At 61.6% G+C, this 26,497-nt stretch carries 21 protein-coding genes and 1 pseudogene; 9 read left to right on the forward strand and 13 right to left on the reverse strand.

The window, feature by feature from the left end:
* Window positions 1–22 precede the first annotated feature (22 nt).
* Together FHS28_RS13720 and FHS28_RS13725 are read left to right on the forward strand one after the other, a co-directional pair.
* Window positions 23–2,680 (forward strand): YbcC family protein, encoded by a 2,658-nt coding sequence (locus FHS28_RS13720; protein ID WP_088451313.1) that lies wholly within the window; start codon window positions 23–25, stop codon window positions 2,678–2,680.
* 106 nt (window positions 2,681–2,786) lie between these two features.
* Window positions 2,787–3,164, forward strand: a complete 378-nt coding sequence (locus tag FHS28_RS13725; RefSeq protein ID WP_088451315.1) for a hypothetical protein — start codon at window positions 2,787–2,789, stop codon at window positions 3,162–3,164.
* Between the two features lie 13 nt (window positions 3,165–3,177).
* On the opposite strand, the gene FHS28_RS13730 is transcribed toward FHS28_RS13725, so the two are convergent.
* Window positions 3,178–3,645, reverse strand: a complete 468-nt coding sequence (locus tag FHS28_RS13730; RefSeq protein ID WP_088451317.1) for a GFA family protein — start codon at window positions 3,643–3,645, stop codon at window positions 3,178–3,180.
* On the opposite strand from FHS28_RS13730, the gene FHS28_RS13735 reads away from it, so the two are divergent.
* Window positions 3,644–4,033 (forward strand): hypothetical protein, encoded by a 390-nt coding sequence (locus tag FHS28_RS13735; protein WP_088451319.1) that lies wholly within the window; start codon window positions 3,644–3,646, stop codon window positions 4,031–4,033. The genes FHS28_RS13730 and FHS28_RS13735 overlap by 2 nt on opposite strands.
* Before the next feature lie 72 nt (window positions 4,034–4,105).
* Here FHS28_RS13735 and FHS28_RS24625 read toward each other — a convergent pair whose 3' ends face one another.
* On the reverse strand, window positions 4,106–5,692 hold the full coding sequence (locus FHS28_RS24625; protein ID WP_310736786.1) for a methyl-accepting chemotaxis protein: 1,587 nt from the start codon (window positions 5,690–5,692) through the stop codon (window positions 4,106–4,108).
* 471 nt (window positions 5,693–6,163) lie between these two features.
* On the opposite strand from FHS28_RS24625, the gene FHS28_RS13745 reads away from it, so the two are divergent.
* Window positions 6,164–6,949, forward strand: a complete 786-nt coding sequence (locus FHS28_RS13745) for a hypothetical protein (RefSeq protein ID WP_184294804.1) — start codon at window positions 6,164–6,166, stop codon at window positions 6,947–6,949.
* A 77-nt stretch (window positions 6,950–7,026) separates the two neighbouring features.
* Here FHS28_RS13745 and FHS28_RS13750 read toward each other — a convergent pair whose 3' ends face one another.
* From FHS28_RS13750 to FHS28_RS13760, 3 genes are all read right to left on the reverse strand, one after another.
* Window positions 7,027–7,386 carry a hypothetical protein gene (locus FHS28_RS13750; protein WP_184294807.1) on the reverse strand — a complete coding sequence of 120 codons (360 nt, stop codon included), beginning with the start codon at window positions 7,384–7,386 and terminating at the stop codon, window positions 7,027–7,029.
* A 340-nt stretch (window positions 7,387–7,726) separates the two neighbouring features.
* A complete protein-coding gene (locus FHS28_RS13755) occupies window positions 7,727–8,701 on the reverse strand; it encodes a hypothetical protein (RefSeq protein WP_184294810.1) in 975 nt (324 codons plus the stop codon).
* Window positions 8,702–8,716: 15 nt separating this feature from the next.
* Window positions 8,717–9,184, reverse strand: coding sequence for a hypothetical protein (locus FHS28_RS13760; RefSeq protein ID WP_184294814.1), 468 nt, complete (start codon window positions 9,182–9,184; stop codon window positions 8,717–8,719).
* 1,023 nt (window positions 9,185–10,207) lie between these two features.
* Here FHS28_RS13760 and FHS28_RS13765 point away from each other — a divergent pair.
* Window positions 10,208–10,580, forward strand: a pseudogene (locus tag FHS28_RS13765) (transposase domain-containing protein); the annotation flags it as partial.
* A gap of 310 nt (window positions 10,581–10,890) precedes the next feature.
* Here the strand turns inward: FHS28_RS13765 and FHS28_RS13770 are convergent.
* The 8 genes from FHS28_RS13770 to FHS28_RS13805 all read right to left on the reverse strand — a co-directional run bounded on the left by FHS28_RS13770 (window position 10,891) and on the right by FHS28_RS13805 (window position 19,581).
* A complete protein-coding gene (locus FHS28_RS13770) occupies window positions 10,891–11,376 on the reverse strand; it encodes a hypothetical protein (protein WP_184294817.1) in 486 nt (161 codons plus the stop codon).
* Between the two features lie 120 nt (window positions 11,377–11,496).
* Window positions 11,497–12,540, reverse strand: coding sequence for a hypothetical protein (locus FHS28_RS13775; protein ID WP_088451331.1), 1,044 nt, complete (start codon window positions 12,538–12,540; stop codon window positions 11,497–11,499).
* A 175-nt stretch (window positions 12,541–12,715) separates the two neighbouring features.
* Window positions 12,716–13,225 carry a hypothetical protein gene (locus FHS28_RS13780; protein WP_088451333.1) on the reverse strand — a complete coding sequence of 170 codons (510 nt, stop codon included), beginning with the start codon at window positions 13,223–13,225 and terminating at the stop codon, window positions 12,716–12,718.
* A 219-nt stretch (window positions 13,226–13,444) separates the two neighbouring features.
* On the reverse strand, window positions 13,445–14,419 hold the full coding sequence (locus tag FHS28_RS13785; protein WP_184294820.1) for a hypothetical protein: 975 nt from the start codon (window positions 14,417–14,419) through the stop codon (window positions 13,445–13,447).
* Window positions 14,420–14,437: 18 nt separating this feature from the next.
* On the reverse strand, window positions 14,438–14,905 hold the full coding sequence (locus FHS28_RS13790) for a hypothetical protein (protein ID WP_088451337.1): 468 nt from the start codon (window positions 14,903–14,905) through the stop codon (window positions 14,438–14,440).
* A gap of 1 nt (window position 14,906) precedes the next feature.
* A complete protein-coding gene (locus tag FHS28_RS24185) occupies window positions 14,907–16,253 on the reverse strand; it encodes a PAAR-like domain-containing protein (protein WP_246410051.1) in 1,347 nt (448 codons plus the stop codon).
* On the reverse strand, window positions 16,231–17,475 hold the full coding sequence (locus tag FHS28_RS13800; RefSeq protein ID WP_088451339.1) for a DUF2169 family type VI secretion system accessory protein: 1,245 nt from the start codon (window positions 17,473–17,475) through the stop codon (window positions 16,231–16,233). The genes FHS28_RS24185 and FHS28_RS13800 overlap by 23 nt, the downstream gene beginning before the upstream one ends.
* A gap of 12 nt (window positions 17,476–17,487) precedes the next feature.
* Window positions 17,488–19,581, reverse strand: coding sequence for a type VI secretion system Vgr family protein (locus tag FHS28_RS13805; protein WP_088451341.1), 2,094 nt, complete (start codon window positions 19,579–19,581; stop codon window positions 17,488–17,490).
* A gap of 234 nt (window positions 19,582–19,815) precedes the next feature.
* On the opposite strand from FHS28_RS13805, the gene groES reads away from it, so the two are divergent.
* From groES to FHS28_RS24810, 4 genes are all read left to right on the forward strand, one after another.
* Window positions 19,816–20,106, forward strand: a complete 291-nt coding sequence (gene groES, locus FHS28_RS13810) for a co-chaperone GroES (RefSeq protein ID WP_088451343.1) — start codon at window positions 19,816–19,818, stop codon at window positions 20,104–20,106.
* 114 nt (window positions 20,107–20,220) lie between these two features.
* Window positions 20,221–21,858 carry a chaperonin GroEL gene (gene groL, locus FHS28_RS13815; RefSeq protein WP_088451345.1) on the forward strand — a complete coding sequence of 546 codons (1,638 nt, stop codon included), beginning with the start codon at window positions 20,221–20,223 and terminating at the stop codon, window positions 21,856–21,858.
* A gap of 173 nt (window positions 21,859–22,031) precedes the next feature.
* On the forward strand, window positions 22,032–24,053 hold the full coding sequence (locus FHS28_RS13820; protein ID WP_088451347.1) for a DUF1631 family protein: 2,022 nt from the start codon (window positions 22,032–22,034) through the stop codon (window positions 24,051–24,053).
* Between the two features lie 8 nt (window positions 24,054–24,061).
* The gene (locus FHS28_RS24810; protein ID WP_246410053.1) at window positions 24,062–26,482 is read left to right on the forward strand and encodes a patatin-like phospholipase family protein; all 2,421 of its coding nucleotides are present in this window, start codon (window positions 24,062–24,064) and stop codon (window positions 26,480–26,482) included.
* Window positions 26,483–26,497 lie beyond the last annotated feature (15 nt).

Raw genomic sequence — 26,497 nt, forward strand, 5'->3', positions numbered from 1 at the left:
CCCGCCCTTCACGAGGACCTCCATGAACACCATCACCCGGCCCATCCGCGAACGGACGACCCCGCCCAGCCGCCCGGACACCGCGCAGGATCGCGACGTCCTCTCCCCCAAGGGGCAGGACACGGTGCTTTCCGTCTTCAGCAGTGCCGAGGCATGCGGTACCACGCCCGACTTTGATCAACGTGTGGAAGCGGCCTGCGCCAAGGCCTGCAGCGCCATCGCGCCGGCCTGGCCACTGGATCGCGCCATTGCGGTGAACCCGCACTGGGAACGCATCGGCATGCCGGTACGCGCCGTCGCCGCCCGCATGGCGGTACTGGGCCGCCTGCAGGTCTTTCCGCCGCGGGATCAGTTGAGGGCTGCCTGGCACTCCGGCCGCATCCAGTCGGCCGATCTGCGTGCCGCGCTGCTCGCCTCGGCCGAAGCTCGCGCCTGCGGTCTCGACGAAGCGGCCTGCATCGCCGCCCTGGGCCCGTCGCCTGCCTTGCCGCAACTGCAGCAACTGCCGCAATTGCCGCTGCTGATTGACGTGCTGGATGACGATCCGCAAGGACAGTCGCGACTCTCATGGCGGCAGGCCATTACCCATCAGCTGAGCCAGACCTGCGCGGCCTACTTCGACCGTCACCAGGCCGACTGGCAGCCGCAGCGCAGCCACGGCCTCTACGCCTTCTGGCGCGACACCCTCGTCCATGACCACGGCATCGGCGTGCTGATGGGCCTGCCCGACATCGCCCGCGGGCTGCAGGCGCTGCCGGATACCCGGGAGGCGGCCGAGCGTTGGGTCCTGAGCCGTCTGGGGCTGCCCGAAGACGCCTGGGCCGACTACCTCGAAGCGGTGCTGCTGACGGTGAACGGCTGGGCATCCTGGTGCGCCTATCTCGGCTGGCAGGCCCGCCTGCAGGGCGGCAGTGACAGCCATCTCCGGGACCTGCTCGCCATTCGTCTGGCCTGGGGCGCCGTTCTGCTCGAATGCCGCGGCGGCTCCACCGCCCAGCGGGCTTTCGCGGCCCTGCAGGGGGCCTGGGAACAGTCCGCGCAGCGGCTGCAGGAGGCGCATCACCACCTGCTGGTGGACGAGGTGTGGCAGAACGCCCTGGACATCGGCTATCAGCGCGACCTCGCCCAACGACTGGCGATGGTGGCGCCAGCGCCCGTGCTGGCACAGGGCCCCGGCGGAACGCCAGTGCCCGCCCCGGAGGTCCAGGCCGTCTTCTGCATCGACGTTCGCAGCGAGCCGCTGCGTCGCGCCATCGAGTCCGCCTGGCCGGCGGTCCAGACGCTGGGCTTTGCGGGCTTCTTCGGCTTGCCGGTCAGTTACTCGCCGCTCGGTACCTCGCTGGACCGTCCCCAACTGCCGGGGCTGCTGGCGCCAGCCCTGTCGGTGACCGATGAGGTCGTCACCCTGCCGCTCGATGCGAGCGCTGGCCCCGATGCGCAGGACGTGCTGCAGGCGCGTCATCAGCACTTCCGCCGCACGCGCCAATGGCGTGCGGGGACCCGCTGGCCCAATGCCGCGTTTTCCTCGGTGGAAGCCATTGGCGCGGGATATGTCGGCAAGATGATCGGCCTGCTGCGCCCTGGCAAGGCCACGCGCCGGGTCGCGGATGACGAGGGTCTCTCCGCTCGCTACCGCCCCGTGTGCCGCCCCACCCTCGCCGGCCTGGATCTGGAAGCCAAGGTCGCCCTCGCGGCACGCGTGCTGCACGCGATGTCGATGGACCGCACCATCGCGCCCCTGGTGCTGCTGATGGGTCATGGCAGCCAAAGCCTCAACAATGCGCAGGCGGCGGCCCTGGACTGCGGCGCGTGCTGTGGCCAGACGGGCGAGGTGAACGCCCGTGCGCTGGCGCGCCTGCTCAATGAGCCGCCGGTGCAGGCGGGGCTGCGTGCGCGCGGCCTGCCACTGCCAGCAGACGTGGCCTTTGTGGCCGCGCTGCATAACACCACCACGGACGAGATCGAGGGGTTCGATCTGGACCTGCTGCCGCTCAGCGCGCAGGCGCGCTGGTCCCGACTGCAGCCGGTGCTGGTGCAGGCGGGCGATCAGGTACGGCGGGAGCGCGCGGCGTCCCTGGGGCTGGATCCGCGCATGCCGGCAGGCGCCCTGCTCAGTCAGCTGCAGCGCCGGGCCAATGACGCCGCGCAGATCCGGCCCGAATGGGGCCTGGCCGGCAATGCCGCCTTCGTGATGGCGCCGCGCTCTCGCACCCGCGGGTCGGTGTTGCACGGACGCGTCTTCCTGCATGACTACGACGCCGAACAGGATGCGGACGGCAGTGTGCTCGAACTGCTGATGACGGCGCCGATGCTGGTGACGCACTGGATCAACTGGCAATACCACGCGTCCACCAGTGAGCCGACCCGCCTGGGCAGCGGCAACAAGCTGCTGCACAACGTGGTGGGCGGAAACCTCGGTGTCTTCGAAGGCAATGGCGGCGATCTGCGCATCGGCCTCGCGCGCCAGTCGGTGCACGACGGTGAAGACTGGCGCCATGAGGCCGTGCGCCTGACCGTGGTGATCGACGCGCCTGCCGACGCGATCGACCGCGTCCTGCAACGGCATGCAGTGGTGCGACAGCTGGTGGAGCATGGCTGGCTGCATCTGTGGCGCTTCGCTGAAGGCGGTGGCTTTCAGCGATGGGTGACCGGCGAATGGCGACCTGAATCGACCCGGTAACAACCCCGCGTGCCGCGACAGTGCTCCTGGCATGCGCCATGACATGCGCCATGACATGCGCCACCGCTAAAGTCGGCGATTCCACCATCCAAGAGAATCATCTGTCATGACCGATCGGAACCAACGGCTCGACGAAATCCTGGCCGAAGCCGCTCCTGAGATCCAGGAGCACTGGGAACACTGTCGCGAGGCCGGACTGTCCGGCCACACCGAGGAGGCCTCGGACAAGGTGGACGGACAGATCCTGGCCTACTTCGCCCGGCTGAAGGCATTGCCAGATCCGGCCGAGGAAGCTTCGGTCCTGGACGCCATGCGGCAGCTGTATGAAGCGCTGGATGAGATCAATGAAGAGACCGACGGCGGCCTGCTGGAGACGGACGAGCGAGAGTTGCTGGTGCCGCTCTTCATTGACGCCGCCGAGGCCTGTGGTGTCGATCCCGAAGCCCACGATGGTGAACCTGGCGGCGAATGGCGCAACTTCTGAGGGGGATGAACGTTCACAGCCCGTGACGGCGGTGCCAGTCGGCGAGTGATTCCTCCGGATACTCGTCGAACTGGTCGTCTCCCGGATGGTCGGACACCTCCACCCACTCCGGTTTGGAGCCGAGCATCATGTGCACATGGGCGGGGGGCACGGGCAGCGGCGTATCGATGGCGCCGGCATGTGGATGCACCAGGTCCGGCCAGCTCTCGTCGTAGAGCCACAGGGCGGTGCCACAATGGCCGCAGAAGTGACGCTGACCCGTGCTTTCCTTGCCGTTCAGGTGCGCGCGGTAGATGCGTAGCTCCTTCTCACCCTGATGCAGCTTGAAGGTGCGGTAATCCGCGCCCAGGTTGATGGCGAAGCCGCCCGTGCCTGCCGTCTTGCGGCAGATGGAGCAATAGCAGCGCATGAAGGGAGCGGGCTCGTGAGAGTCCACCGAGAATTTCACCCGGCCGCAGTGACAGGAACCGTCCAGACGCATGGGAACTCCTTTGGCGATGAATGTGAGCGTTGTGGTGTGCGGGCAATTGCGATGCCTTGCGCCACCATGTCGACACTGGAAGGGCACGCAGTTCAACCTGATCGCAGACCCGCAGTTGCTCGAGCCGGTGATGGCGGTGGAGGTGGTCACGCCAGCGGAATCGCTGAGCGGCTGCATTGGCGATCTGAACCGGCGTCGCGGTCTCGTCCGAGGGCAATCGCTGCGAGGCACAGCCATCGTTGTGGATGCGCAAGTCCCGCTGAGCGAGATGTTCGGCTATATCGGGCAACTGCGTGCGCTGTCGTCCGGACGCGCGTCGTTCTCGATGCTGTTCGAGCAGCATGCACTGGCCCCGCGCAAGGTGCGTGACGCTGTCGCCATTGCTTGATGACGTCTGCCAGTGGCGCTTGAAGCTGCCGGCATCGAAAGGGGCCCGCGAAAGCGGCGCCCCTTTTTTTCTTCATGAAGGAAAACTGATCGTGCCGGCCGGCCTCATGGGGGACGACTCCAACCGGAACGTGGCCACCACCTCCGAGAGTTGCCGCGCCTGGTTCTTCAGGCTTTCTGCCGCGGCGGCCGACTGCTCCACCAACGCTGCATTCTGCTGGGTCATCTGATCGAGCACCGTCACCGCAGCGCCGACCTCGCCGATGCCCTGGCTCTGCCGATCGGCCGCTCGACTGATTTCACTGATGATGTCGCTCACCTTGCGCACCGAGGCCACCAGTTCACCCATGGTCTCGCCGGCATCCACCACCTGCCGGCTGCCCCCTTCCACGCGATCGACCGATTCGCCGATCAAGGCCTTGATCTCCTTCGCCGCTTCGGCACTGCGCTGCGCCAGCCCCCGCACCTCGCTGGCCACCACTGCAAAGCCGCGTCCCTGCTCGCCGGCCCGGGCCGCTTCCACGGCGGCATTCAGGGCCAGGATGTTGGTCTGGAACGCAATGCTGTCGATCACGCCGGTGATGTCCGAAATCTTCCGGGACGACTGGTTGATGTCGCCCATGGTCTGCACCACCTGACCCACCATCTGGCCGCCCCGGTCGGCAACGGTGGATGCGGAGGTCGCCAGATCGCGGGCCTGCAATGCGGCTTCTGCGCTGTGCCTCACCGTGCTCGTCAGCTCTTCCATCGAGGCCGCCGTCTCCTGGAGGTTGGAGGCTGTCTGCTCGGTGCGCTGACTCAGGTCCAGATTGCCGGTTGCCACTTCATCGCTGGCGATGCGGATGCTTTCCGCGCTTTGGCGCACCTGCCCAACGATCTCGCGCAATGCGCTCTGCATGTCGGCGAGTGTGCGCATGAAGGTGGCGACTTCATCACGCCCCTGAACCACGATGTCCGCGCTGAGGTCGCCCAGCGCAATCCGCTTGGCCACCTCGGAAGCCCTGCCCAGCGGTGTGAGGATGGATCGCACCATGGCCAGCATCAGGACACCGACCAGCACCACAACGAGCACCAGGACTGCCAGTCGGATCTTCGATTGCATCGAGGCGGAGGCATGGTCCGCCTCGCGCTCGGCGGTCACGGCGGCCTGGGTGTCTTCGACCCATTTGTTGAACACGCTGCGCGCCGTATCGAGATCTGCCTGCGCCTGGCCGGCATAGGCGAATGCGGCGGACGGATCCATCTTGGCATCCACGACCTGCTGAAGGATGTCGGCCAGCGGTTTGACATGCGCTTCGAAGCCTGCGACCGCTGGCGCCAACGCCTGCTCGCGCTCCGGGGTGGTCATGACGGCCTTGAGCTGACTGCGCATGTCCGCGACCGTCTTCTTCCACTGGTTGTGGTGCTCACCCGCCTCGTTGGTGTTGTTCCCATTGAGCATCACCGACTGTTCCAGCCGCTGGATGCGCTCCAGCGATGCGAGGATGCGGGCAGTGTCCTGGGCGGTGACGCTCTGTCGGTCGAGCAGATCCGAAGAACGGCTCTGGACGTGATCCATGCTGATGGCAGACCAGGCGCCCAGGCCAACGATCAGCAGGCATAGCAGCACCGTACTACCCAGCAGGCGCTGCCGAATGGAAAGGTCGCGGAGGAATCTCATGGGAGCCAGGCCTCTCTGCAGTGATCGGGCTTCCCGCCAACGCAGGGGCGCTGGGACGGGAGACCTCTGAGGCTGATTCTGCGCCTGAGGATTGCCGCAGTGCAGCAGCTCACGCGGACGGACTGTGAAATGCTTCCCACGGTCCACAAGGTGAAATCCCTGTGGTAGCGGGACCGTCAGCCGAGGCGCAAGGCGGACGCCGACCTTGTGGCACGCAAGTGGCGGAGGAGTGCCGCAGGGAGGTTTCGCTGCACTTGATTGCTTCGCCTGGCAGCGAAGCCCTTCGCGCGGCGCTGACGAATCCCGCTGAACGTCTGAAAGATGGACACCATCGTCCACTCCTGGGGCTTTCCCATGACCGACCGCAGCATTCGTTCATCCAGGGGATACAGCTTTTCTGACCCGTCCTCTGTCTCGAATACTTCCGCCAGCACCACCCCGGCAGCGGACAGGCATCGTCGCTCAAGCTCGATGCCGACATCGTCGTCCACGACCGCCACGGCGATGCGAAGCGTGGCGCAGAATGGCGTGCTGTCTCAGCTCTCCATGCGCGAGCAGCATATGGGCTATACGCCGTCGCACGACGGGCGCAATCAGAGCTCCCGCGTCGCGCTGACCCGGGTACCGGGCGGACAGGCGCTCGGCGCCCCGGAGCGGCACGCCGCCGCTCATGAGACCATGCATGCACCGCACTTTGGCGCATTGACGGTGGCCCTGGAACGTCAGCATCAGGAACTCGACACACGGCCCTTGCCGTTGTCGGCGGACCAAGAGGCTCAGATTGCGCAGTTGCCGCCAGACTTTCAGGCATCGGCGCGGCGCATGCTGGGCGGTGAGCAGGGTCTCTCGCCCGCCGGGCGTGCGGAGGCGGAGCGTCGCATGGCCAACACCTTCATGATGACGGCGCGCAATGGCGCACCTCCGGCCCATGGAGCGAGCCCTTACGAGGAGTCAGCGCCGTCGATCCGGCCGGAGTCATTCAACTCGATGCTGGTGCCGCCGCACCTGGCGTCTCAAGCACATATGGTGCAGATGGACATGCGCCGCGCCGGACGGCCGATGCCGCCCGTGCAGGTGGTGCCGATGGAGCCGATGGCGGTGGCACCGCAGTACAACGCACAGAACGGGGCGCCGGTGACCATTCCGTCGGGCATTCAAGCGCCAGGGTATGGGAATGCGGTGTTCGGGCAGACGCGAGAGGCGGGAGTGGATACGCATCTGGTGCGGGTGCCGCCGGAGTTTCCGCCGCATCGATAAGGGCGGCGTTGGGGGCATTTGGTCAGCGGTCGACGCGATCCCTGCGAAGTGGGCGCAGCGCTCGACCGTCGTCCTCGTCAATGAACCGGGGCCTTCCAGCGCTTCAGCGAGTTGGCGATGAGGATGAAGCCCAGGATGCTGCCGATGGGCGTAGCAATCAGCAGCGGCAGCGCGAGCAATACGCTGAACGGCCGTGCCCAATCCTTTTGCTGGTCTGCGGCATTGCTGAGTACCCAATGCGTGCCGGCCAGCACCACGAAGAAGGACATGGGATAGAACGAGGAGAGGCTGACGGGTTCTCTCGACAACCAGAACGAGATAAGAATGAGCACCACGAACGCCGAGTAGAGACAGGCGGCAAACTTGTGAGTGCCCGAGACCCGGCCTGACGCATGAGGCCGCCACGTGGGGCGACTGTTGTCGAAGCTCCCTTGCATTGATTGTTTCCCTTGCGAACGATGTGCGGCGGATGTCCCGCGTGGGCGAATTAGACCGGCTGGGTCCAATGACGCGCATCGCTACAAGGTGCAAAGAGGGGAACAATCTGACGGAATGGGGCTCCGTGTTGGCTGGCACATGGTCCTGCCGCGCTGAAACGGCGAATCAGTCTGGTCAGTTCGATTGAAGTGGTCGATCTGAGTGGTCGCCATAGCGGCGGGCGACCTTGATCACAATTCCATCACTCGACCAAGAGAGTTGCGTTGCCGCTGGATCGGAAAATTCATTGACCCAACCGATCCTGCTCAGGTGAAACGGACGACATCTGGCCATGACGATTTATTCGTCTCGCACCGACCGCCATGTACCGGGCGCCAGGACTTTCACGCGGATAAGTCGGTTGTCCACATTACTGTAGAGCACGTGCAGCGTGAAATCAGGTAGGTCCCAAACTCCGTAACCAGTCAAGGCAGTGTCGGCCTGTTGAAGGGGTGCGATGTTTAGCTTGTGGAACAGCTGCTCAGGGCTGTCTTCGAAAGCCAATCCAGCCGGCAATTCTCCTCTCCATCCCGAACCCTCTTGGTCACGGTTCCGATGAAAGGTCACGGAACGCAATACGGGGTCGATGCCGTCCGACTCAGTCTTCAGGGTTAGTCCGCACGCCGGATTGAGGTCAACTTCACCCTCGTCCCGCGCCTCTGCAGTATGTTGTCTCGACCAGGAGCCAAGCGGCCAAATGCTGGCAAATGAAGGATTGGCAACGGACTCCCCCAAGGCCTGCAGCAGATCTTGCAGCGGTGGTGGAGGCATGGCAGTTGTCGGGTCCAAGGGGTCAGGCAGTCTCCTGCAGACGACCCGGACTATCGATGTGCCGTCGTCTGAATAGACGACCGTTAACCGGTAGCCCGGAACGTCCCAAGCATCCGTCAAATGGGAATGTCTGGAACTTTCGAATTCGCTGAGATGTGCTCGGGCTTGCGTACGTCCGTCTTCCCATCGAAGTCCAAAAGGCATGGCGCCATGAAATCGCTGAACATCAGCGTGGCCAGAATACAAATACAGCTGTGCCAGTGTCATGTGGCCATGGCCCCAACGGAAGCGCGCCGCGCCGGCGTTGTACTCTGAATCAACAAATCCCAGCTCTAGCCCCTTTCGCCGTACCAGCACCCAGTCGTAATAACTAATCTCTCCTGACTCAGGATGCCTTGGCCGATCGAGCGTATTAAGCTCGGACCAGAGCAATTTATCTTCAAGCATTTCGCTTGAAAGGCCGAGATATGAAAGCAGTCTTTCAGAATTTAACGCGGCATTCATAAAAACCTAGAACACTTAATCATCTGAAACGGGCAGCTGAAAGCTATATGACTTCGAATACCCGTCATCATTAAAGTTCGCAAAAATTGCGTAATCCGAAAGATTCCAGCGTGCCTTTGCCAAGTCCTCATCAAACCAATCGAGCTTGCCAATTGACGAGGACAGCTGCTCCAAGGTCGCGCCAAACTGCAAACCGATCGGCAATATTCCAACAAATGCAGCAAAGTCCGGATCATCAGCTCCGTAAAGACGGATGTTCTTTAGAACCAGTGCACCTTCCGGGTAAGTTCTACGGGGATCATCTAGATAACGCTCGCCCGTCAAGGTAATTTCAATACCCAAATCATTACGACTCAAGTAAGTACTCATTGAGTCCTTGGGGAGACGCGGTTCATCAGAGAATCCCAGGGCTGCAAGAAACCCAACCAACTGCGTTTCTGGATAATAAGCACCAAGGAGCGAAGTTACATCAGAGAGGTTCATTTATTTCCGTCCAACTGTCTTAAAAATATTCTTGATGGCGACATCAAAGTCCCCCGCAAGACCCTTGGAGTCTACGGCAGCTTCCGAGAGATTTTGTCCATGTGTAGGGCTATGATCGATATGTGCCTGCCGAGGAATAGCGAACGAAGTTCCGCCAGTTCTGGATGTTCAGGGCGGTCAAGCGAATTCAAAATGACCAGACGGATTGGGTCTCGGGAACCTCACTTGGCGCGCCAAGATATCGATTAAAGTGTGGGAATATAAACTGGAGTCCATAGTGGCAAGCCGCGGAGATCAATCGTCTACGACAGGAGGCTGAAAGCTATATATGTCTGAGCGACCCGCCTCGTCAAAATCGGCGAATATTGAATGATCGGAAAGGTCCCAGCGTGCTTTTGCCAGGTCCTCGTCCGAGATCATGGCGAATGACGTACGTGCTAGTGGAGTCTCTAGGGAGCTTCGGCGTTTCAGCAAAGCCTAGGTCGCTGAGGAATTTTACGAGGCGTGCTTCCGGATAATAAGAACCAAGAAGTGAAATTATTTCGGAGAAGTTCACTTTATTCCTTTCCTTGCCTTAAGAAGTTCTTTTGGAGCCTTGTCGAAATCCGCGTTATCCATTCTTAATATACGCCGAGATGCACGCTGATATGCCTTTTCGCTCCCCCACTATGGAGCGCTTCTGCACTTCACTTAATGGCTTGCCAAAGTTAAGCTTTTGAGCTCTGGCCTTCCACGCCGCCTTGGACGGGATATGTCCACGATCGATTTTTCCATCACCTGTCTTTTTCTTTAATTCCCCATACTTGCCGAACTCCCCGCACTTCATCTCCCTTTTCGGCTTCGTCTTCTTGCCATCGCCTCCGCCTTTTCCGCCTGCGCCCGCCTCTGGCTCGACGTCCGGCGTCTTGGCATGTCGCGCTTCTTCCTCCGCCTTACGCAAACGCGCGGCATCTTCAGCCTCTTTCCCGACTCTTTTGGCCTTCGCGGCATCCTCAGCAACCCTGGGTGGCGCGTGAGCAGTTCGATGCGCCGGAACAGGCGTTTTACGCCCGGCAGCCCGAGCGGAACGGCGGTCTGGTTTGTCACTCCGATAGGGGATCGCAATACGTCCGCATCCGCTAAACGGAGAGGCTGTCAGAAACCGGCATCGAGCAGGCCGTGGGGAACAAGTTGGACTTCCCTGGCCGAGACCATTAATGCGCTCTACGAGGCCCAGTTGATCCATCGCCGGGCTCCGTGGAAGACCAAGGAGTCTGTGGAGTTCGCGACGCTCAAGTGGGCGTCCTGGTTTAACCATCATCGCCTGCTCGTGCCCCTCGGCCGCAACCCGCCGGCTGAGGCCGAGGCAAACTACTACCGGCAACTCGCCAATCGGGCTACCTTCGTAATGGCCTGATTTAACCCAAATGGCCTCCGCGGAACTCGGGTTGATTCACTTTCAGCGCTTGGATGGCAGCTGCGTAGAGCTCGAATCCATGTTCAGCAGACAAGTCAATCTCGCCGTACCGTGCCGCCTCCTCCAATTTCGACTCGTGGCCAACGGGCCGAAACGCCTCCAGTAATTCTGGAGTAGCCAAAGGCTTCCCAAGGGAAGCGATCACGCCATCAGGAGAAGGAATTCGGGGGTGGAGTTCACGTGCAGCGGATCGAATGACGAGCGCCTCTTCCGAAAGCACCGGAATCAATCTGGACGTGGGCGTTTAACGTCAATACTTTCGCGGCAGCGAAAAAAGTACGTTTTTGACAATGGTTCCGCTCTTGTAATCAACCTTGATCACAATTTCATCCTTCGACCAAAGGTCCCAAGAAGTTGTACCATCAACCTGTTGGGTGGATTTAGGCGTCCCGAAAGCAGCGAGTGCCTCGTCGCGATTCCGAATTGGGCCGGTCGCATACGGGACTGCGCCCCCATAACTCGACACCGAAGAAGATCCATTGGGATAATATATAACCCCATCCAGTGCATATTCGCCGCTACCGAGGGGGTCTCCATAGTCTTCAGAGAAGACTTCCCGCGGCACAAAGGCGAGCACTACACCTGCGTCGACCAAGTTGATGAAATCGGTAAGGATTTCCCTCATCTTTTTTGGCGAAAGTGAATCCACAGATCCACCGTTTGCTTTAACAGCTTGACTCAGGGCCGTATCAGCATCCGTCATTCCCAACAACTTAACCAATTGATCAGCGTTCATAGAGGACCCCCTTATAAATTTCCGTGCGATTTAGGTCTACTGCTTCGAAGCGGAGCCTAAACCGTTTCTGTGCTGATTCGTGATGGACTATCGCTAAGGCAAGCAAGGTCGGTGGCCCGGCTAATCCCCGCGCCGTCTGCCGAGCAACGTTACTCGGTACACGCGGTCCTCGGCGAGGCTGTAGAGCACATGCAGGTCGTAGAACGGAAATTGCCAGCGATGAAACCCGTCCATCTCGTCGAAGTCTTGGTGGTCGGCAGGCCGGCCCAGCTTGGCGAGGACAGTGTCCGGTCCGTCATCGAAAGTAATCCCGAACGGGAGCGGTCCCTCCCACTGAACGCATTTGAAATCCAGATCGGTACGGTATTTGGCGCCGGACAAACAGAGGTCCGAAGGCTGGGCATCAAAGGGCGTCGCGACCTTCAGCTCGTCACGGGCAGCCGCGTAGAGCTCAAATCCATATTCGTGGGAGAAATCCATCTTGCCGTAGCCGGCTGCCTCGCCGAGCTTCGACTCGTAGCCGATGAGCGGGAAGCTGCGCACCAGGTCCGATGACTTCAGCGGCTTGCCGAGGAACGCGAGCACACCGTCGGGAGAGAGCAGCTGTGCGTGCAGTTGCTGCGCGGCAGATCGCGCAGTGAGCGCTTCCCGGGAAAGCGAAGGTGTGATGGATACCAGCAGGCATTCCCCCGAAGCGGCGAAACTGACATCCACCACACCTTCAGTGACTTGCCACCTCGCCTTGCGTACAGCGCCGGTAACGTTGTGCACCCACTCCGGCTCACCGATGGCATCGGTCCACGCCTGAAACAACGACTGGGCCCCCACCCCTTCAAAAATGGCACCTGCGTACGGCTGGACATTCGAATGGAAGCGACCGAACAGCACGACACGGCCGACGGTGATCGCACCGTCCGTCTTGCTGGGGCCATAGCGCGACGCGAACGAATCTTCGTCTGTCAGGAACAGGTATACGCCCAGATCGGAATTGAACAATGAGAGTCGCCCGCTCTCAACCGCTTTCTCAATCGATTCGTCGTCAACGTATTCACGATCCGGCCAGGCACTCAGCACTTGCTGCAGGACGGGATCGTCCCACCCTCGCCCAAGCAGGCGGGCCGGGTCGCCCGGAAGCGTTAGTGCTTTGACGCTGGACCCCACCATTCACTGTCCTCCGAACCAGTGACCCACTGCTTCCGTAGTCAATCGTCAGCTGCAACCCATTTTTTGGACGCTGATCTCAATAGATCTGCCCGTCTTCATCATGGGTAGAGTCACGGGCTCCAAAATAGTGGAAAACAGTATTCATCACAGATCCGTTTTCGTCATGCCCAAGAGGTCAATCAACCGGAAGCAGTTCAACGGTGTCCCTTTTGGGGAAACCCACGGTGATTAACGCGACGGAACGGTCGTCGTGATAGTCCACATGCACGAGTTTGCCTTCGACGGTCCAGAGGTCGCTGTAGATTTGCCCGTCCTCCTCCTCGGTTTCTTCGGGCTTACCAAATGCAGCAAACGCTTGATCGCGATTGGTCACTGGCCCTGTTGCTAGCGGAACCTTCCCCTGATAGGCCGAGTATTTTGATGAACCGTTGGGAAAGTAGAATACCGCGACCATCACGTACGGGCCTTCGCCCTTTGGGGCCCCATAATCTCTCTCATAGAATTCTCTGGGGCGGAAAGCCAACTCCACGCCCTTATCCGCAAAAGGAATGAAATCCGAAATGATTTCCCTCATCTTTTTTGGGGAAATGGATTCTATGGAACCGCCTTGGGCCTTGACTGCTTCAATCAAGGGCGAGTCCGTGTTGGTGAATCCCAATAAATCGATCAATTGATCTGCAAGCATTCGATTCCCCCGTTTGCAACTACAGCTTTATTGCTAGCAAGCTAGCGTCATGGATTACAAAGTCGATCCAAGCAATGTGGAGCGAGGCCATAATCGCGGATCGGAATTATCTGGTCGCAAAAGATAGACGTAAGAAGGTTACGTTGCCGTTGAATCAGAAAATTTATTGACCCAACCGATTCTGCTCAGGTTAAAAGGACGCCATCTGGCCATTAAGATCTATTCGTCTTGCACCGACCGCCATGTACCGGGCGCTAAGACTTTCACACGGATGAGTCGGTTATCCACGTTGCTGTAGAGCACGTGCAGCGTGAAATCAGGTAGGTCCCAAACTCCGTAACCAGTCAAGGCAGTGTCGGCCTGTTGAAGGGGTGCGATGTTTAGCTTGCGGAACAGCTGCTCAGGGCTGTCTTCGAAAGCCAAACCACCCGGCAACTCTCCTCTCCATCCCGAACCCTCTTGGTCCCGGTTCCGATGAAAGGTCACGGAGCGCAAAAGGGAGTCACCGCGGTCCGACTCGGTCTTCAGGGTTAGTCCGCACGCCGGATTGAGGTCAACTTCACCCTCGTCCCGTGCCTCTGCAATTTGTTCCCTCGACCAGAAGCCATGCTCCCAAATGCTAGCGAATGAAGGATTGGCGACGGACTCTCCCAAGGCCTGCAGCAGATCTTGCAGCGGTGGCGGAGGCATGGCAGTCGTCGGGTCCAAGGGCTCAGGCAGTCTCCTGCAGACGACACGGACTAGCGATGTGCCGTCGTCTGAATAGACGACCGTTAACCGGTAGCCCGGAACGTCCCAAGCATCCGTCAAATGGGAATGTCTGGAACTTTCGAATTCGCTGAGACGTGCTCGGGCTTGTGTACGTCCGTCCTCCCATTGAAGTCCAAAAGGCATGGCGCCATGAAATCGCTGAACATCAGCGTGGCCAGAATACAAATACAGCTGTGCCAGCGTCATGTGGCCATGGCCCCAACGGAAGCGCGCCGCGCCGGCGTTGTACTCTGAATCAACAAATCCGAGCTCTAGTCCCTTTCGCCGGACTAGCACCCAATCGTAATAGAGTTGCTCTCCAGATTCAGCGTGCTCCGGTCGCTCTAGCGTATTTAGCTCCGACCAGATGGATTCAGCCTCAAGCACATCACTCGGCGAACCAAGGTAATTGAGTAGTTTTCCGGCGTCTAAAGAGGACTTCATGAAACGAATCGAAATAGGTTAGTCTTCGGCAATCGGCACCTGAAAGCTGTACACGTCCGAACGCCCCTGTTCATCAAAGTCTGCAGACATCGCATGATTTGAAAGATCCCAGCGCGCCTTTGCCAGTTCCTCGTCAAACCAAGCAGGCTCTCCAAATATTGCTGCAAGCTCCTTTAATGTTAGCCCGAACTGCAGCGCATGCGGAAGCGCTCCCTTGAAATTGGCGAAACTGGAGTTTTTTGCACTATAGAAGCGGACATTTTCCAGCACGATAGCGCCTTCGGGATAACTTCGAGTGGGGTTATCCAGATAGCGCTCACCAGTTAAGGTAATTTCCACACCCAGATCATGACGGAGTAAATATGTGCTGGTTGAGTCTCGCGCCAGCTTTGGCTTTTCCGAAAAGCCCAGCCCCTCCAGAAGTTGCTTTAGACTTTCCTCGGGGTAAAATGTGCCAAGCAGTGAAGTAATAGTTGAGAAATCCATTTCATTTCTTTCCATGTGCTGTAAGGATTTTTTTCAAGGCTGCATCAAAATCTGCGTTACTCATTCTTAGGATACGACGAGATGCTCGCTGGTATGCTTTCTTGCAATTACCGTCGGCGTCGTATTCGTCAATCTTGCTGAGCATGGCTTCAACGTCGCGTCGCGCCGACCCAGCCAAGTTCTTTGAGTCTATTGCCGCTGCAGCAGAGGTCTGGCCGTAAGTAGGACTGTGATCTATGTGTGCACGCCTGGGAATGGCAATTGAATTACCCCAATTTTCTATCACGCGCTCTTGCTCATCGGTCAACTGGACGCCGCCGTTAAGCTTTTTAGCGCGCGCCTTCAACGCTGCCTTCGACGGGATGTGATCACGGTCGAATTTTCCATCACCGGTCTTCTTCTTCAAATCCCCATACTTACCGAACTCCCCGCACTTCATCTTCTTCTTCGGCTTCGTCTTCTTGCCGTCGCCTCCGCCTTTCCCGCCTGCGCCCGCCTCTGGCTCGACGTCCGGCTTCTTAGCATGTCGCGCTTCTTCCTCCGCCTTACGCAAACGCGCGGCATCCTCAGCCTCTTTCGCGACTCTTCTGGCCTTCGCGGCGTCCTCAGCAACCCTGGCGGCCTTCGTAGCTTCTTCAGCGACGTGCGCCCCCTTCATCAGACCGGCGGCTCCCTTCACCGCCTTGCCGGCCGTGGTGACAACCTTGCCACCGGGGATCATGCTGGCTGCTGAGAGCCCGGCTTCTATTGCATTTCCTTCAGCGGCATAGATGAGCGCATCAGCACCTCCGGTCACAACCGATAGCCCAGGCACAAAGCTCGCCACCCCGAGCGCGCCGTGAACCCACGGGCTGGCCTTCCCCCACCACCCCTCCTCCGCTGGCGTCTCTGGTGCCGCAGGTGGATTGGCGGCTGGGGCGCCTCCTGCTGCGGAGAGAGAAGATCCCGGTGCTGCTCCAGCGACGTAAATGCCCGGGCAGTTGCCGCCATTCATCGTGCAGGGATCATTGACCCGAATGACAGGCTTCTTCCCCACCCTGACCGTACTGCTGCCCTTTGTCGGCTTCACTTCACCACTGACCGTTCCGCTGCGCACCCCTTTGGCAGAACCCGGAGCGTCGCCCACACAACTGGGTTGTGTGCTTTGGTTCAGCACATATGCAGGGTCTCCATTGAATCTGACACTGGCAATTGTTCCCTGACTGCTATCCAGGTTTTGAGTGACGGGATAAGGCAGCGGTGGAGTCGCGCTCCCGACAGGAGTCTTGTTAAGACTGGGAGCGGTCGAGACGGCTTTGAAGGCGCCATCCTTCCGAGCACCTAAGTTAGCCGCCATAACCACCTCCATGAGCAGCTGAGTCCACAGCCGCCCGAGCCCGCATGACTGCGTCACTCTGTAGCAAGCGGTACTCCAGTACCCTTACGGCAGGAGCGGTGGCCAGCACGGCCCGCCAGACGAGATGCACCAGCCTTCGGTCTGGCTCGATGATGACTGTGTCCAGTCGCGCCGGAAGTTCGCCGAATGCGCCATTCTCATAACGTGCCAGGACAAACGGCTGATGGCCCGGGAGGCGAAGAGCCAAGCGGGAATTGCCATGAACATCTCGGTGCAGAGCGCGATCTCGCGGATTCGCGAGGTTCACCAGTTCAAGCAATTCGTCACCCACCATGTGGTCCACTTGCTGGTCCGGCCACGCTGCATTCCAAACAGAAAAATCGAAGTCATGGGGCAGGGGCGTAGAGCTCTGAATGAAGGCTTGGTCCACCGTTCCAACCTGCTTGGCTCGTTCGGGATGACCCTTCGGACGAATACCAAGACCGGCAACGAGATCTGGTAGTCCAGCGCTGTCGCCGACAAGCGCCTGTTCAAGGTGACGAGCGGTGATCGGCCGATCCACATATTCGATCTGAGGCGCCGACAGTTGCGTTAGGCCATGGGCACGAAGATACCAATCTCTCAAGAATCCGATTCCCGCGGGATTCTCTGCAAAATGCTCCCACTTCAGGGCGCCGTGTTCTCCAACTTTTGGATTCGAGCCCACCTCGGCGATGAGACGGTTGCCTTCCAAAGTTCCGGGATCGACGCGGCACTGCCCACCCCAAGCTGAGCGCAGATCGACTGATAACGCGCTGACGACATCACCAGCAGTCAACTGCCACTCCAGCTCACCCCGCCGATTGCGCACGTAAGCGAACGCTCTGCGACCGTGCACCCTCAGCACCTTGTTGATTGACACGTCCCCCTCACGACTCATCCTGAGGCCCACGAGGAAGCTATGTGTCGGGGTTCCGTCACTCGGATTTGGCGCATAAGCAGTCGCGTTGACAATCACGTCGCAGCGCGGCTTGAAGTGGCAGAGATCGGACTCTTGCAGGACCGCAGTACTCGAAGATGAATCCAGCGGCACGTCCTCTTCGCACAGAGGCATTTGGACCTCTGCGAAGCGCATGGCCGCGTCGTCGTTCCACGTCAGCGTCTGTCTAAGCACCGCCACATGGAAAGGTTGAGCCCGTTGATCGACCCCTTGAAATGCCAGCCCTGGGAATGGCGTGTGATTCCTGAATTCCATGCGGCAGTCAAATCAGTTGATGTCGACATCTTTGCCGTTGATTGCGACAGGACCACTGGCGGAAAAATCGAACTTGGTCCCGTTGATGAGAACTGTCCCGTCGGACTTCATGACCAAGCTGGCTTTACCGACGTTGATCTGAAACTCATCGCCGGCAGTGATTGAATAGCTGTTTCCCACCTTGGTGGATTTGCTCAGCCCCACCTGCTCCGACTGCTGCAACCCCACCGTCGTATTCATCAGCCCCCCGACCGAGGTCTGATACGCCGCGCCGATCGTCAGCGCCTTCCCAAGCCCGATCGTCTCCGCCTTCGCCAGTGCAATCGTCTCGGTTTTCATCCCTCCGATCGTCACCGACCGGTTCGACCCAATCGAGATCGTTTCATTCACCCCGACGTCTTCCGTCCGGTTCAATCCAATCGAGACCTTCTCGTCCAGATCCACCCGCTCGGTGCGGTTCTGATGCACCGTGATGGTTTCGTCCAGGTTGACGGTCTCCGTCCGATTCCCCTTCACCAGCGTCGTTTCATGCCGGTCGATGGTCTTGGTCCGATCCCGCCCGACCCAATGGGTTTCGTCGTTCTCGACCTCAATGTCCTGGTTCTTCTCCGCGTGGATCCAGAGCTGCTCATCACCCTTCTTGTCCTCGAAGCGGATGGCATTGGCGTTCCCGTAGCCGCCGCCTTTGGTGGACCGGGTCAGGAAACCGCTCTGTGTTGCATTGGCCGGCAAGTCCCACGGCGGCAGGTTCTCGCCGTTGTAAGTGCGTCCGATGATGATGGGCGCATCCGGATCTCCTTCCAGGAAACCGACGATCACTTCCTGCCCGATCCGCGGAATGTGCACCCCGCCGAAGTTGGACCCCGCCCACGGATGCGCCACGCTCACCCAGCAGGAACTGCGCTCATTGCGCTGACCGCGCCGGTCCCAATGGAACTGCACCTTCACCCGGCCGAACTTGTCGGTGTGGATTTCCTCGCCCGCCGGGCCGGTGACGATGGCCGTCTGCGGCCCCGGCACCAAAGGCTTCGGCGTGCGCCGCGTCGGGCGGTACTGTTGCGCGGCCGGAATGCAATTGAAGCTGCAGCTCAGGTCCGTCGATCCGGAGCCCGCTTCACTCACCGCCTGTCGCAGATGCAACGAGGTCGAAGTGACCAGATACTGGATGTTCTGGTCGTCAGTGGGATGCCGATCCAGCGACAGCAGATGCCCGGTGTGGACACCCTGCGCATTCGTCACGCCGTCGTAGACGTCGTACGCGCTTTGCAGTTCGTCCAGGCGGTCTTCCGCATATTGCGCACCGTCGCCGTTCTGGATGTAACCGCCCGGGTAATCAAAGATCTCCCCGTCGGACAGATCGTAGTCGCGCTTGCGCGCCTGGCTGGTTTCCAGAGCGCTGGACGGACGTTGGAAATCGTAGTCGGTGATGACCACCTTGCCAGGCTGCACGCACTGCACATTGGACCATTGAGACACATGCTCCAACTGCGGCGGCACTTGCCCGTTGCCGCCATAAAACGGCAGCGTGGCACAGGTGGGAATGGCGTCGTGGGCGCTGGCGGAGTCGCACAGCACCATCTTGTGACCGGATTCATCGTGCTGGATGTACCAGTAGATGCCTTCATGCTCCAGCAGCCGGGCAATGAAGTTGAAGTCCGTTTCCCGGTACTGCACGCAGTAGTTCCAGGTGCGGTAGGGTCGCATCAGTCTGAGCTCGAAACGCGCCACCGGGTGGTCGTCGAACACCTGCTTGACGATGTCCGGCACCGTCATCTCCTGGAAGATCCGGCAGTCGGCGGTGCGCGTCAGCAGCCAGGGCCAGGGCTTGAGCGTCATCTGGTAGACGCTGTGCTTGCCTTCGAAGCCGCTGCGGGCGAACCGCGAAACGTAACCGCTGACATGGCGCGGCGCGTCATCGCGCAGCGCCACCGTCAGCGACGCCTGCTTGCCGAGCAGTTCGGCGGGCTGGATATCCTTGCGGTCGCTCAGCAGCGTCAGCGTGGTGTCGCCCAGATCGCTCAACGCTTCTCGCACCGTGCACGTGTGCACGCGCAGGGTGTCTTCGGGCAGGGCAGTCTTGAGTCGGAAAGGTGTCGGTGCGGGCATGGGCTCAGCCTGATCGTCCAACCTTCAGATTAGGGGGAGTGCCCCGCCGCGGGGAATTGTCTAAAGTCACTTTGGGCTGGGATGACATTCGCTGCGCCCCCCTTGAAACGTCACAACCCGTCCCTATAATCTCCTTGCTAGCACTCAACCATGTCGAGTGCTAACAGCATTCTTGTGACGGGTCGGCCCCTGGGCCGGCCTAGATATCAAGTCCGACACAGTCAAGGAGATCAGATGAAACTGCGTCCTCTGCACGATCGCGTGATCGTCAAGCGCCTCGAGAACGAAACCAAGACGGCCTCCGGCATCGTCATCCCCGACAACGCCGCAGAAAAGCCTGATCAGGGTGAGGTCTTGGCCGTCGGCCCGGGCAAGCGCAATGACAAGGGTGAATTCATCGCCCTGAACGTGGCCGTTGGCGACCGCGTCCTGTTTGGCAAGTACAGCGGCCAGACCGTCAAGGTCGATGGCGAGGAACTGCTGGTCATGCGCGAAGAAGACCTCTTCGCCGTCGTCGCCAAGTAATCCCCAGGCCCCACGGCGGTGCTCCGGCACCGCCCGCCACGCGCATCCGGGCCGCCGCTTGCGGCGTTCCCCCAGCGTGGCCGACCTCTCACTACTGAATTCGGAGAATCTCTCATGGCAGCAAAAGACGTAGTCTTCGGCGGCGAAGCCCGCGCTCGCATGGTTGAAGGCGTGAACATCCTGGCCAACGCGGTCAAGGTCACGCTGGGCCCCAAGGGCCGTAACGTGGTGCTGGAACGCTCGTTCGGCGCCCCCACCGTCACCAAGGACGGTGTGTCGGTCGCCAAGGAAATCGAGCTGAAGGACAAGCTGCAGAACATGGGCGCCCAGATGGTCAAGGAAGTCGCTTCCAAGACCTCGGACAACGCCGGTGACGGCACCACCACCGCCACCGTGCTGGCCCAGGCCATCGTGCGCGAAGGCATGAAGTACGTGGCCGCCGGCATGAACCCGATGGACCTGAAGCGCGGCATCGACAAGGCTGTCGCCGCCCTGGTCACCCAGCTGAAGGCTGCCTCCAAGGCCACCACCACCTCCAAGGAAATCGCTCAGGTTGGCACCATCTCCGCCAACAGCGACTCCGAAGTCGGCCGCATCATCGCTGAAGCGATGGACAAGGTCGGCAAGGAAGGCGTGATCACCGTGGAAGACGGCAAGTCGCTGGAAAGCGAACTGGACGTCGTCGAAGGCATGCAGTTCGACCGCGGCTACCTGTCGCCCTACTTCATCAACAACCCCGAGAAGCAGGCCGCCCTGCTGGACAACCCGTTTGTCCTGCTGTACGACAAGAAGATCAGCAACATCCGTGACCTGCTGCCGACGCTGGAAGCCGTCGCCAAGGCTGGCCGTCCGCTGCTGATCATCGCTGAAGAAGTCGACGGTGAAGCGCTGGCCACCCTGGTGGTCAACACCATCCGCGGCATCCTGAAGGTCGTGGCTGTGAAGGCCCCTGGCTTCGGCGACCGCCGCAAGGCCATGCTGGAAGACATCGCCATCCTGACCGGCGGCAAGGTCATCGCTGAAGAAGTGGGCCTGACCCTGGAAAAGGTCACCCTGGCCGATCTGGGCCAAGCCAAGCGCGTTGAAGTGGCCAAGGAAAACACCACCATCATCGACGGCAACGGCGCTGCTGGCGACATCGAAGCCCGCGTGAAGCAGATCCGCGTGCAGATCGAAGAAGCGACCAGCGACTACGACCGTGAAAAGCTGCAAGAGCGCGTGGCCAAGCTGGCCGGCGGTGTTGCCGTGATCAAGGTCGGCGCTGCGACCGAAGTCGAAATGAAGGAAAAGAAGGCACGCGTGGAAGACGCGCTGCACGCCACCCGCGCTGCCGTGGAAGAAGGCATCGTGGCTGGCGGTGGCGTGGCCCTGCTGCGCGCCCGCCAGACGGCTGGCACCATCAAGGGTGACAACCCCGACCAGGACGCCGGTATCAAGCTGGTGCTGAAGGCCATCGAAGCGCCCCTGCGCGAAATCGTGGCCAACGCGGGTGGCGAACCGTCGGTGGTGATCAATACCGTGCTGGCCGGCAGCGGCAACCACGGCTTCAACGCCGCCAACGACACCTACGGCGACATGATCGAAATGGGCATCCTGGATCCCACGAAGGTCACCCGTACCGCCCTGCAGAACGCCGCTTCCGTGGCTTCGCTGATGCTGACGACCGAATGCATGGTCGCCGAATCGCCGAAGGACGAAGGCGCCGCTCCCGCCATGCCGGGTGGCATGGGCGGCATGGGCATGGACATGTAATGTCCCCGGACAGGGTCTGGCCCTGTCCACCGCAGCCCGCTGCAAAAAAGGGTCGCCTCCGGGCGACCCTTTTTCTTTTTCCGAACAGTCTCTACGGGTTGCCACGCCCGCTTTGCCGGGGGATGCACCGCCTGGACCACAAGGCCCGATAATGGAGGTGCACTTACATATTCATGATGGTCCAAGCGCCTTCGCAGCAATCTCTGATCCTGGAGACCCTGGCTCACGTTCCCTCCCTGGCCCATGCCGTCTACGGCGGCATCCAGGACGAACTCAAGAGCCGCCTGGAACACCACCAGCTGATGGCGGGGTGGTCCAAGCGCCGGGCGCACTTCACCTCCGACCTGGAAGACTCCCTCGGTCGGCTGCTGCGGCAGGCCGCTGACGGCAAAGACCCGCTGGCGCGTGACCGTCAGGCGCCCATTGGTCACACTGACAGCCTCAGTCTCAGTCTGGTGGATGAGAGCCAGGCGCTCAAGGACGTGGCCATCGCCCACGTCATCACCACCATCGAAGACAGCACCCGGGCGGAACTGCATCAGCTGGGCAACTTCTTCGGCGCGCTGCGCGGCATTGCCCGGCCGCTGAAAAGTGACAACCCGCTGCGCGCCGCCGTCTTTGCCCACGCGCTCTCCCGCGCGATCGAAGGCGTGGACCTGGATGCCGACGGCCGCTACAAGCTGATGCGCATCGCCGCCGTGCCGCTGGCGCGCCAGCTGCAGCCGATCTTCACCCTGCTCTGCCGCGAACTGCGCCAGGCACAGCTCAGCGGCATGCTGCAGAGCCACGGCTCGGCGGTGAAGGAATCCGACCTGCGCATGCGCCAGTTCAAGGCGCTCAACCAGAATCCGCAGGCACCCAATACGACGCTGGATGAGGTCGCGCTGCTGCTGGACGCCGTCACCCGTCCGCATCAGCTGGATGAAGTGGCCAGCCCCCGCCTGGGGCCCGGCGCGCCCGGAGCGCCCAAGGGCGGGGACCTGCTTTCCCGCCTGTACGACCAGATCCTGGCCGACACCAGCCTGCATCCGCAGCTCAAGGTGCTGATGGGCCGGCTGCAGGTGGCCATCGTGCGGCTGTCACGGCTCGACGTGACCCTGCTGCGCCGCCAGGACCATCCCACCTGGCTGCTGCTGAACCGCATCGCTGCCCATGGCGCCGGTTACCGCAGCCCGGAAGACGCCGGTTTCAAGGCCTTTGTGCAGCTGGTCGACCGGGTCATCCAGCCGCTGATCGCCTCGGAGCAACCCGCAGCCAGCCAGTTCAAGCAGGCGCTGGACGAGGTCGAGAAACACATCCGCGACCAGGCCCAGCAACACAGCGAACCGAGCTCCGGTGCCCTGCAACGCCTGGACCGCGAACAGCAGCGCCAGGAATGGCAGCGCGTGCTGCGTGAGCAATTGCAGCATCAGCTGGACGATGCGAACGCCGGCAAGCTGATGCGCCGCTTCCTGCTGGGTCCCTGGGTGGAAGTCATCGCGCAGGCGATGGTTCAATTCGGGCGGGATTCGGAAGAAGCCGCCACCTATGTGGACCTGGTGGACGGCCTGCTGCACAGCGTGCAGCCGCATGCGGACGACCTGGCACGCCAGCGCCTTCGCGCGCGCCTGCCGCCGCTGGTGCAGGCGCTGGAGCGCGGCATGGACAGCATCGCCCTGCCCCAGCTGCAGCGCGAAGCCTTCATGAATGAGCTGATGCGGCAGCACGGCCGCGTGCTGCGTGGCCTGCCCGCCGATGAAACCGTGCCGACCGCCGGTGCTCCGCGCCGACCGGCCCTCACGCCGGAAGAAGTGCTGCAGCAGCTGCTGGCGGAGCGCGAATCGCAGCTGCCGTCCCGCTGGGCCCACGAACGGGTCGACCGCGGTCAGTTGCCCACGGTGCCCATCGGCCTGTTCGCCGACCAGCGCTCGCCCGATGCGCAGGTGGCGTTGCAGCAGTGGATCAACGGCATGGAGATCGGCAACTGGTATCACCTGTTCATCAACAGTGAATGGGTCACCGCGCAGATTGCCTGGATCAGCGACAGCGGTCAGCTCTTCCTCTTCATCAGCCAGTTGCCGGACGACCGTCACTCGTTGACCCGTGGCGCGCTGGAGCAACTGGTGGTCAACGGCCTGATCACGATGTTGGAGCCGGAGCCGCTGCTGCAACGCGCCATCGGCACGCTGATGCAGGACCTGGAACAGCAGCGCTGAGCACGATCATGGTTGTGTGGACCCGCCCTGTTCTGGCGCGGGCGGCGGCCCTGCTGATGGCCGCCTGCCTGCTGGTGCCCGTCGCCGACGCCGGACCCATCGTGACGCGCGGCCTCCGTCCGACGGCCGCTGCCAAGCCGCGCACCATCGCAGCCGCAGTGCTTCAGGTACCCGTGGACACAGCCGCCTCAGCGGCGGCTTCGGCTCCAGCGTCAACGGACTTCGCGGCGCCTGCAGTCACGGTCGCACCGGCCGGCCCACGTCCCCGTCTGGGCCTGGTGCTGTCCGGCGGCGGCGCCCGCGGTCTCGCCCACGTAGGCGTGCTCAAGGTGCTGGAGCGGGAGCACATTCCGGTGGACGTCATCACCGGCACCTCGATGGGCGCGATCATTGGCGGCCTCTATGCCAGCGGCATGAGCGCCGAAGACCTGGACCGGGAGCTGCGCCGCATCGCCTGGGACCGGCTCTTCGCCAGCCGGGTGGATCGGCAGGATCTGTCGCAGCGCCGCAAGGAAGAAGACTTCGAGTTCTCCGCCACGATTGAATTCGGTCTACGCAACGGCGAAGTGCGGGTGCCCACCGGCACCTTGTCCAGCCGCGGCCTGGAAGCCCTGCTGCGCCGACTTACGCTGCCGGTGCGTGATGTCACCGACTTCGACCGCCTGCCCACACCCTTCCGCGCCGTGGCCACCGACATGGAAAACGGCGCCGAGCGCGTCCTCTCCCAAGGTGACCTGGCACTGGCCCTGCGCTCCAGCATGAGCGTGCCCGGTGTGTTCGCGCCGGTGGAATGGGAAGACCGCATCCTGGGCGACGGCGGCCTGGTGAACAACCTGCCCATCGATGTGGCGCGTGAACTCGGTGCGGAGCGGGTGATCGCGATCAACGTGGGCACACCGGTGGCCGGGCGCTCCTCGCTGAATTCGCTGCTGGGCCTGACCTCGCAGATGATCACCATCCTGACCGAGCAGAACGTGCAGCGGTCCCTGGCCTCGATGGCGGCGGGCGAAGACCTGCTCATCACGCCGCGCCTGGGCAAGCTTACTTCGGCCGATTTCGACAAGGCACCGGACTTCATCCGCATGGGGGAAGAGGCCGCCGAAGCGATGCTGCCCCAGCTGCGGGCCTATGCCGTCAGCCCCGATCTGTATGCGCAGTGGCGCATGGCGCGCAGCGGTCTCAAGCCGCCGGCGCCGCTGGTGGCGGCGATCCAGCTGGAAGGCAGCGAGCTGACCAATCCGGAGCGGCTGCGCAGTCAGCTGGAATCGCGGCCCGGTGTGCCCTTCGACAACACCAAGGCCGAACGTGACATGCGCTTCCTGTCCTCCAGCGGCGACTACGAGCGGGTGGACTATCACGTCGAAAAACGCGAGGACGGCGAAACGCTGGTGTTCAGCCTGGAAGACAAGCCATGGGGCCCGAACTACTTCCGGGTGGGCATGGACCTGTCCACCGATTCCGCCGGGGACAGCTTCTTCAATCTGCGCATCAGCCACAACCGTCACTGGCTTACCGATACCGGCACCGAGTGGCGCAACCAGGTCACCATCGGCGAGACGCCGCGGCTCTATACCGAGCTCTACCATCCGCTGGGCCTGCGCCTCGGGCTCGGGGACGACTGGTTCGTGGCCGGCTGGGCCGAGGCCAACCAGCGCAAGCAGATCGTCTACAACGACAACGATCCTGACAACACCACGGTCGGTCAGGCGCGACTGGTGCGCCGCGATGCCAGCGTCGGCGTGGACCTGGGACAGCCGTGGGGACGCTGGGGCGAGGTACGCCTGGGCCTGGTGCGGCAGACCCGTTATGCCAAGCCCGACCTGATCACGCTCGTGTCACCCGAAGTGGGCAAACTGCGCTGGACCAGTCATGAGTCCGGCCTGCGGCTCAAGACGGTGGTGGATCAGCTGGACTATGCCAACTTCCCGCAGCATGGTTACCGGTTCACCGCGGAGGCGGAAGCCGGACGACAGGACAACAAGAACCTGAACAGCGGGAAGTTCTTCCGCGTCAACGCCGACGGCACGATGGTGCAGAGCTTCGGCGGCCACACCCTGAGTTTCTACATGCGGGGAGTGGCGGTGCAGCAGCCGGATGATTCAGGGCTGGGCGGCTACACGCTGGGAGGCTTCCATCAGCTGTCCGGTTATCAGCCCAATCAGCTCAGCGGCAATGCACTGCTGTTCACCCGGGCCACCTACTACCGGCGGCTGAATGACTCGCCGTTCCTGTCCCGCGGATTCTTCGTGGGCGGCACGCTGGAAGCCGGCAACACCTGGACCAGCCGGCGCGACATCAACCCCAAGGATCTGCGCTACGCGAGCAGCATCTTCCTGGGGTCGGACACAGGCCTGGGGCCGCTCTATGTGGGCCTGGGTTATGCGCCGAAGGCGGGCACGTCGCTGTACGTCTTCATCGGGCGGCCTTGATCGCGGGTCGCCAGC

The organism is Roseateles terrae (genome assembly GCF_014192155.1).
GTDB classification, from domain to species: domain Bacteria; phylum Pseudomonadota; class Gammaproteobacteria; order Burkholderiales; family Burkholderiaceae_C; genus Roseateles; species Roseateles terrae.

Bases quoted from the DNA above. Each gene is read 5' to 3' on its own strand.
- FHS28_RS13800 (WP_088451339.1), bottom strand. From the start codon at position 17,475: ATGGAATTCAGGAATCACACGCCATTCCCAGGGCTGGCATTTCAAGGG.
- FHS28_RS24625 (WP_310736786.1), bottom strand. From the start codon at position 5,692: ATGAGATTCCTCCGCGACCTTTCCATTCGGCAGCGCCTGCTGGGTAGT.
- FHS28_RS13775 (WP_088451331.1), bottom strand. From the start codon at position 12,540: ATGGTGGGGTCCAGCGTCAAAGCACTAACGCTTCCGGGCGACCCGGCC.
- groL (WP_088451345.1), top strand. From the start codon at position 20,221: ATGGCAGCAAAAGACGTAGTCTTCGGCGGCGAAGCCCGCGCTCGCATG.
- FHS28_RS13750 (WP_184294807.1), bottom strand. From the start codon at position 7,386: ATGCAAGGGAGCTTCGACAACAGTCGCCCCACGTGGCGGCCTCATGCG.
- FHS28_RS13780 (WP_088451333.1), bottom strand. From the start codon at position 13,225: ATGCTTGCAGATCAATTGATCGATTTATTGGGATTCACCAACACGGAC.
- FHS28_RS13820 (WP_088451347.1), top strand. From the start codon at position 22,032: ATGATGGTCCAAGCGCCTTCGCAGCAATCTCTGATCCTGGAGACCCTG.
- FHS28_RS13770 (WP_184294817.1), bottom strand. From the start codon at position 11,376: ATGAACGCTGATCAATTGGTTAAGTTGTTGGGAATGACGGATGCTGAT.
- FHS28_RS13755 (WP_184294810.1), bottom strand. From the start codon at position 8,701: ATGAATGCCGCGTTAAATTCTGAAAGACTGCTTTCATATCTCGGCCTT.
- FHS28_RS13720 (WP_088451313.1), top strand. From the start codon at position 23: ATGAACACCATCACCCGGCCCATCCGCGAACGGACGACCCCGCCCAGC.
- FHS28_RS13735 (WP_088451319.1), top strand. From the start codon at position 3,644: ATGGGAACTCCTTTGGCGATGAATGTGAGCGTTGTGGTGTGCGGGCAA.
- groES (WP_088451343.1), top strand. From the start codon at position 19,816: ATGAAACTGCGTCCTCTGCACGATCGCGTGATCGTCAAGCGCCTCGAG.
- FHS28_RS13805 (WP_088451341.1), bottom strand. From the start codon at position 19,581: ATGCCCGCACCGACACCTTTCCGACTCAAGACTGCCCTGCCCGAAGAC.
- FHS28_RS13730 (WP_088451317.1), bottom strand. From the start codon at position 3,645: ATGCGTCTGGACGGTTCCTGTCACTGCGGCCGGGTGAAATTCTCGGTG.
- FHS28_RS13760 (WP_184294814.1), bottom strand. From the start codon at position 9,184: ATGAACCTCTCTGATGTAACTTCGCTCCTTGGTGCTTATTATCCAGAA.
- FHS28_RS13790 (WP_088451337.1), bottom strand. From the start codon at position 14,905: ATGGATTTCTCAACTATTACTTCACTGCTTGGCACATTTTACCCCGAG.
- FHS28_RS24810 (WP_246410053.1), top strand. From the start codon at position 24,062: ATGGTTGTGTGGACCCGCCCTGTTCTGGCGCGGGCGGCGGCCCTGCTG.
- FHS28_RS24185 (WP_246410051.1), bottom strand. From the start codon at position 16,253: ATGGAGGTGGTTATGGCGGCTAACTTAGGTGCTCGGAAGGATGGCGCC.
- FHS28_RS13745 (WP_184294804.1), top strand. From the start codon at position 6,164: ATGCCGACATCGTCGTCCACGACCGCCACGGCGATGCGAAGCGTGGCG.
- FHS28_RS13725 (WP_088451315.1), top strand. From the start codon at position 2,787: ATGACCGATCGGAACCAACGGCTCGACGAAATCCTGGCCGAAGCCGCT.
- FHS28_RS13785 (WP_184294820.1), bottom strand. From the start codon at position 14,419: ATGAAGTCCTCTTTAGACGCCGGAAAACTACTCAATTACCTTGGTTCG.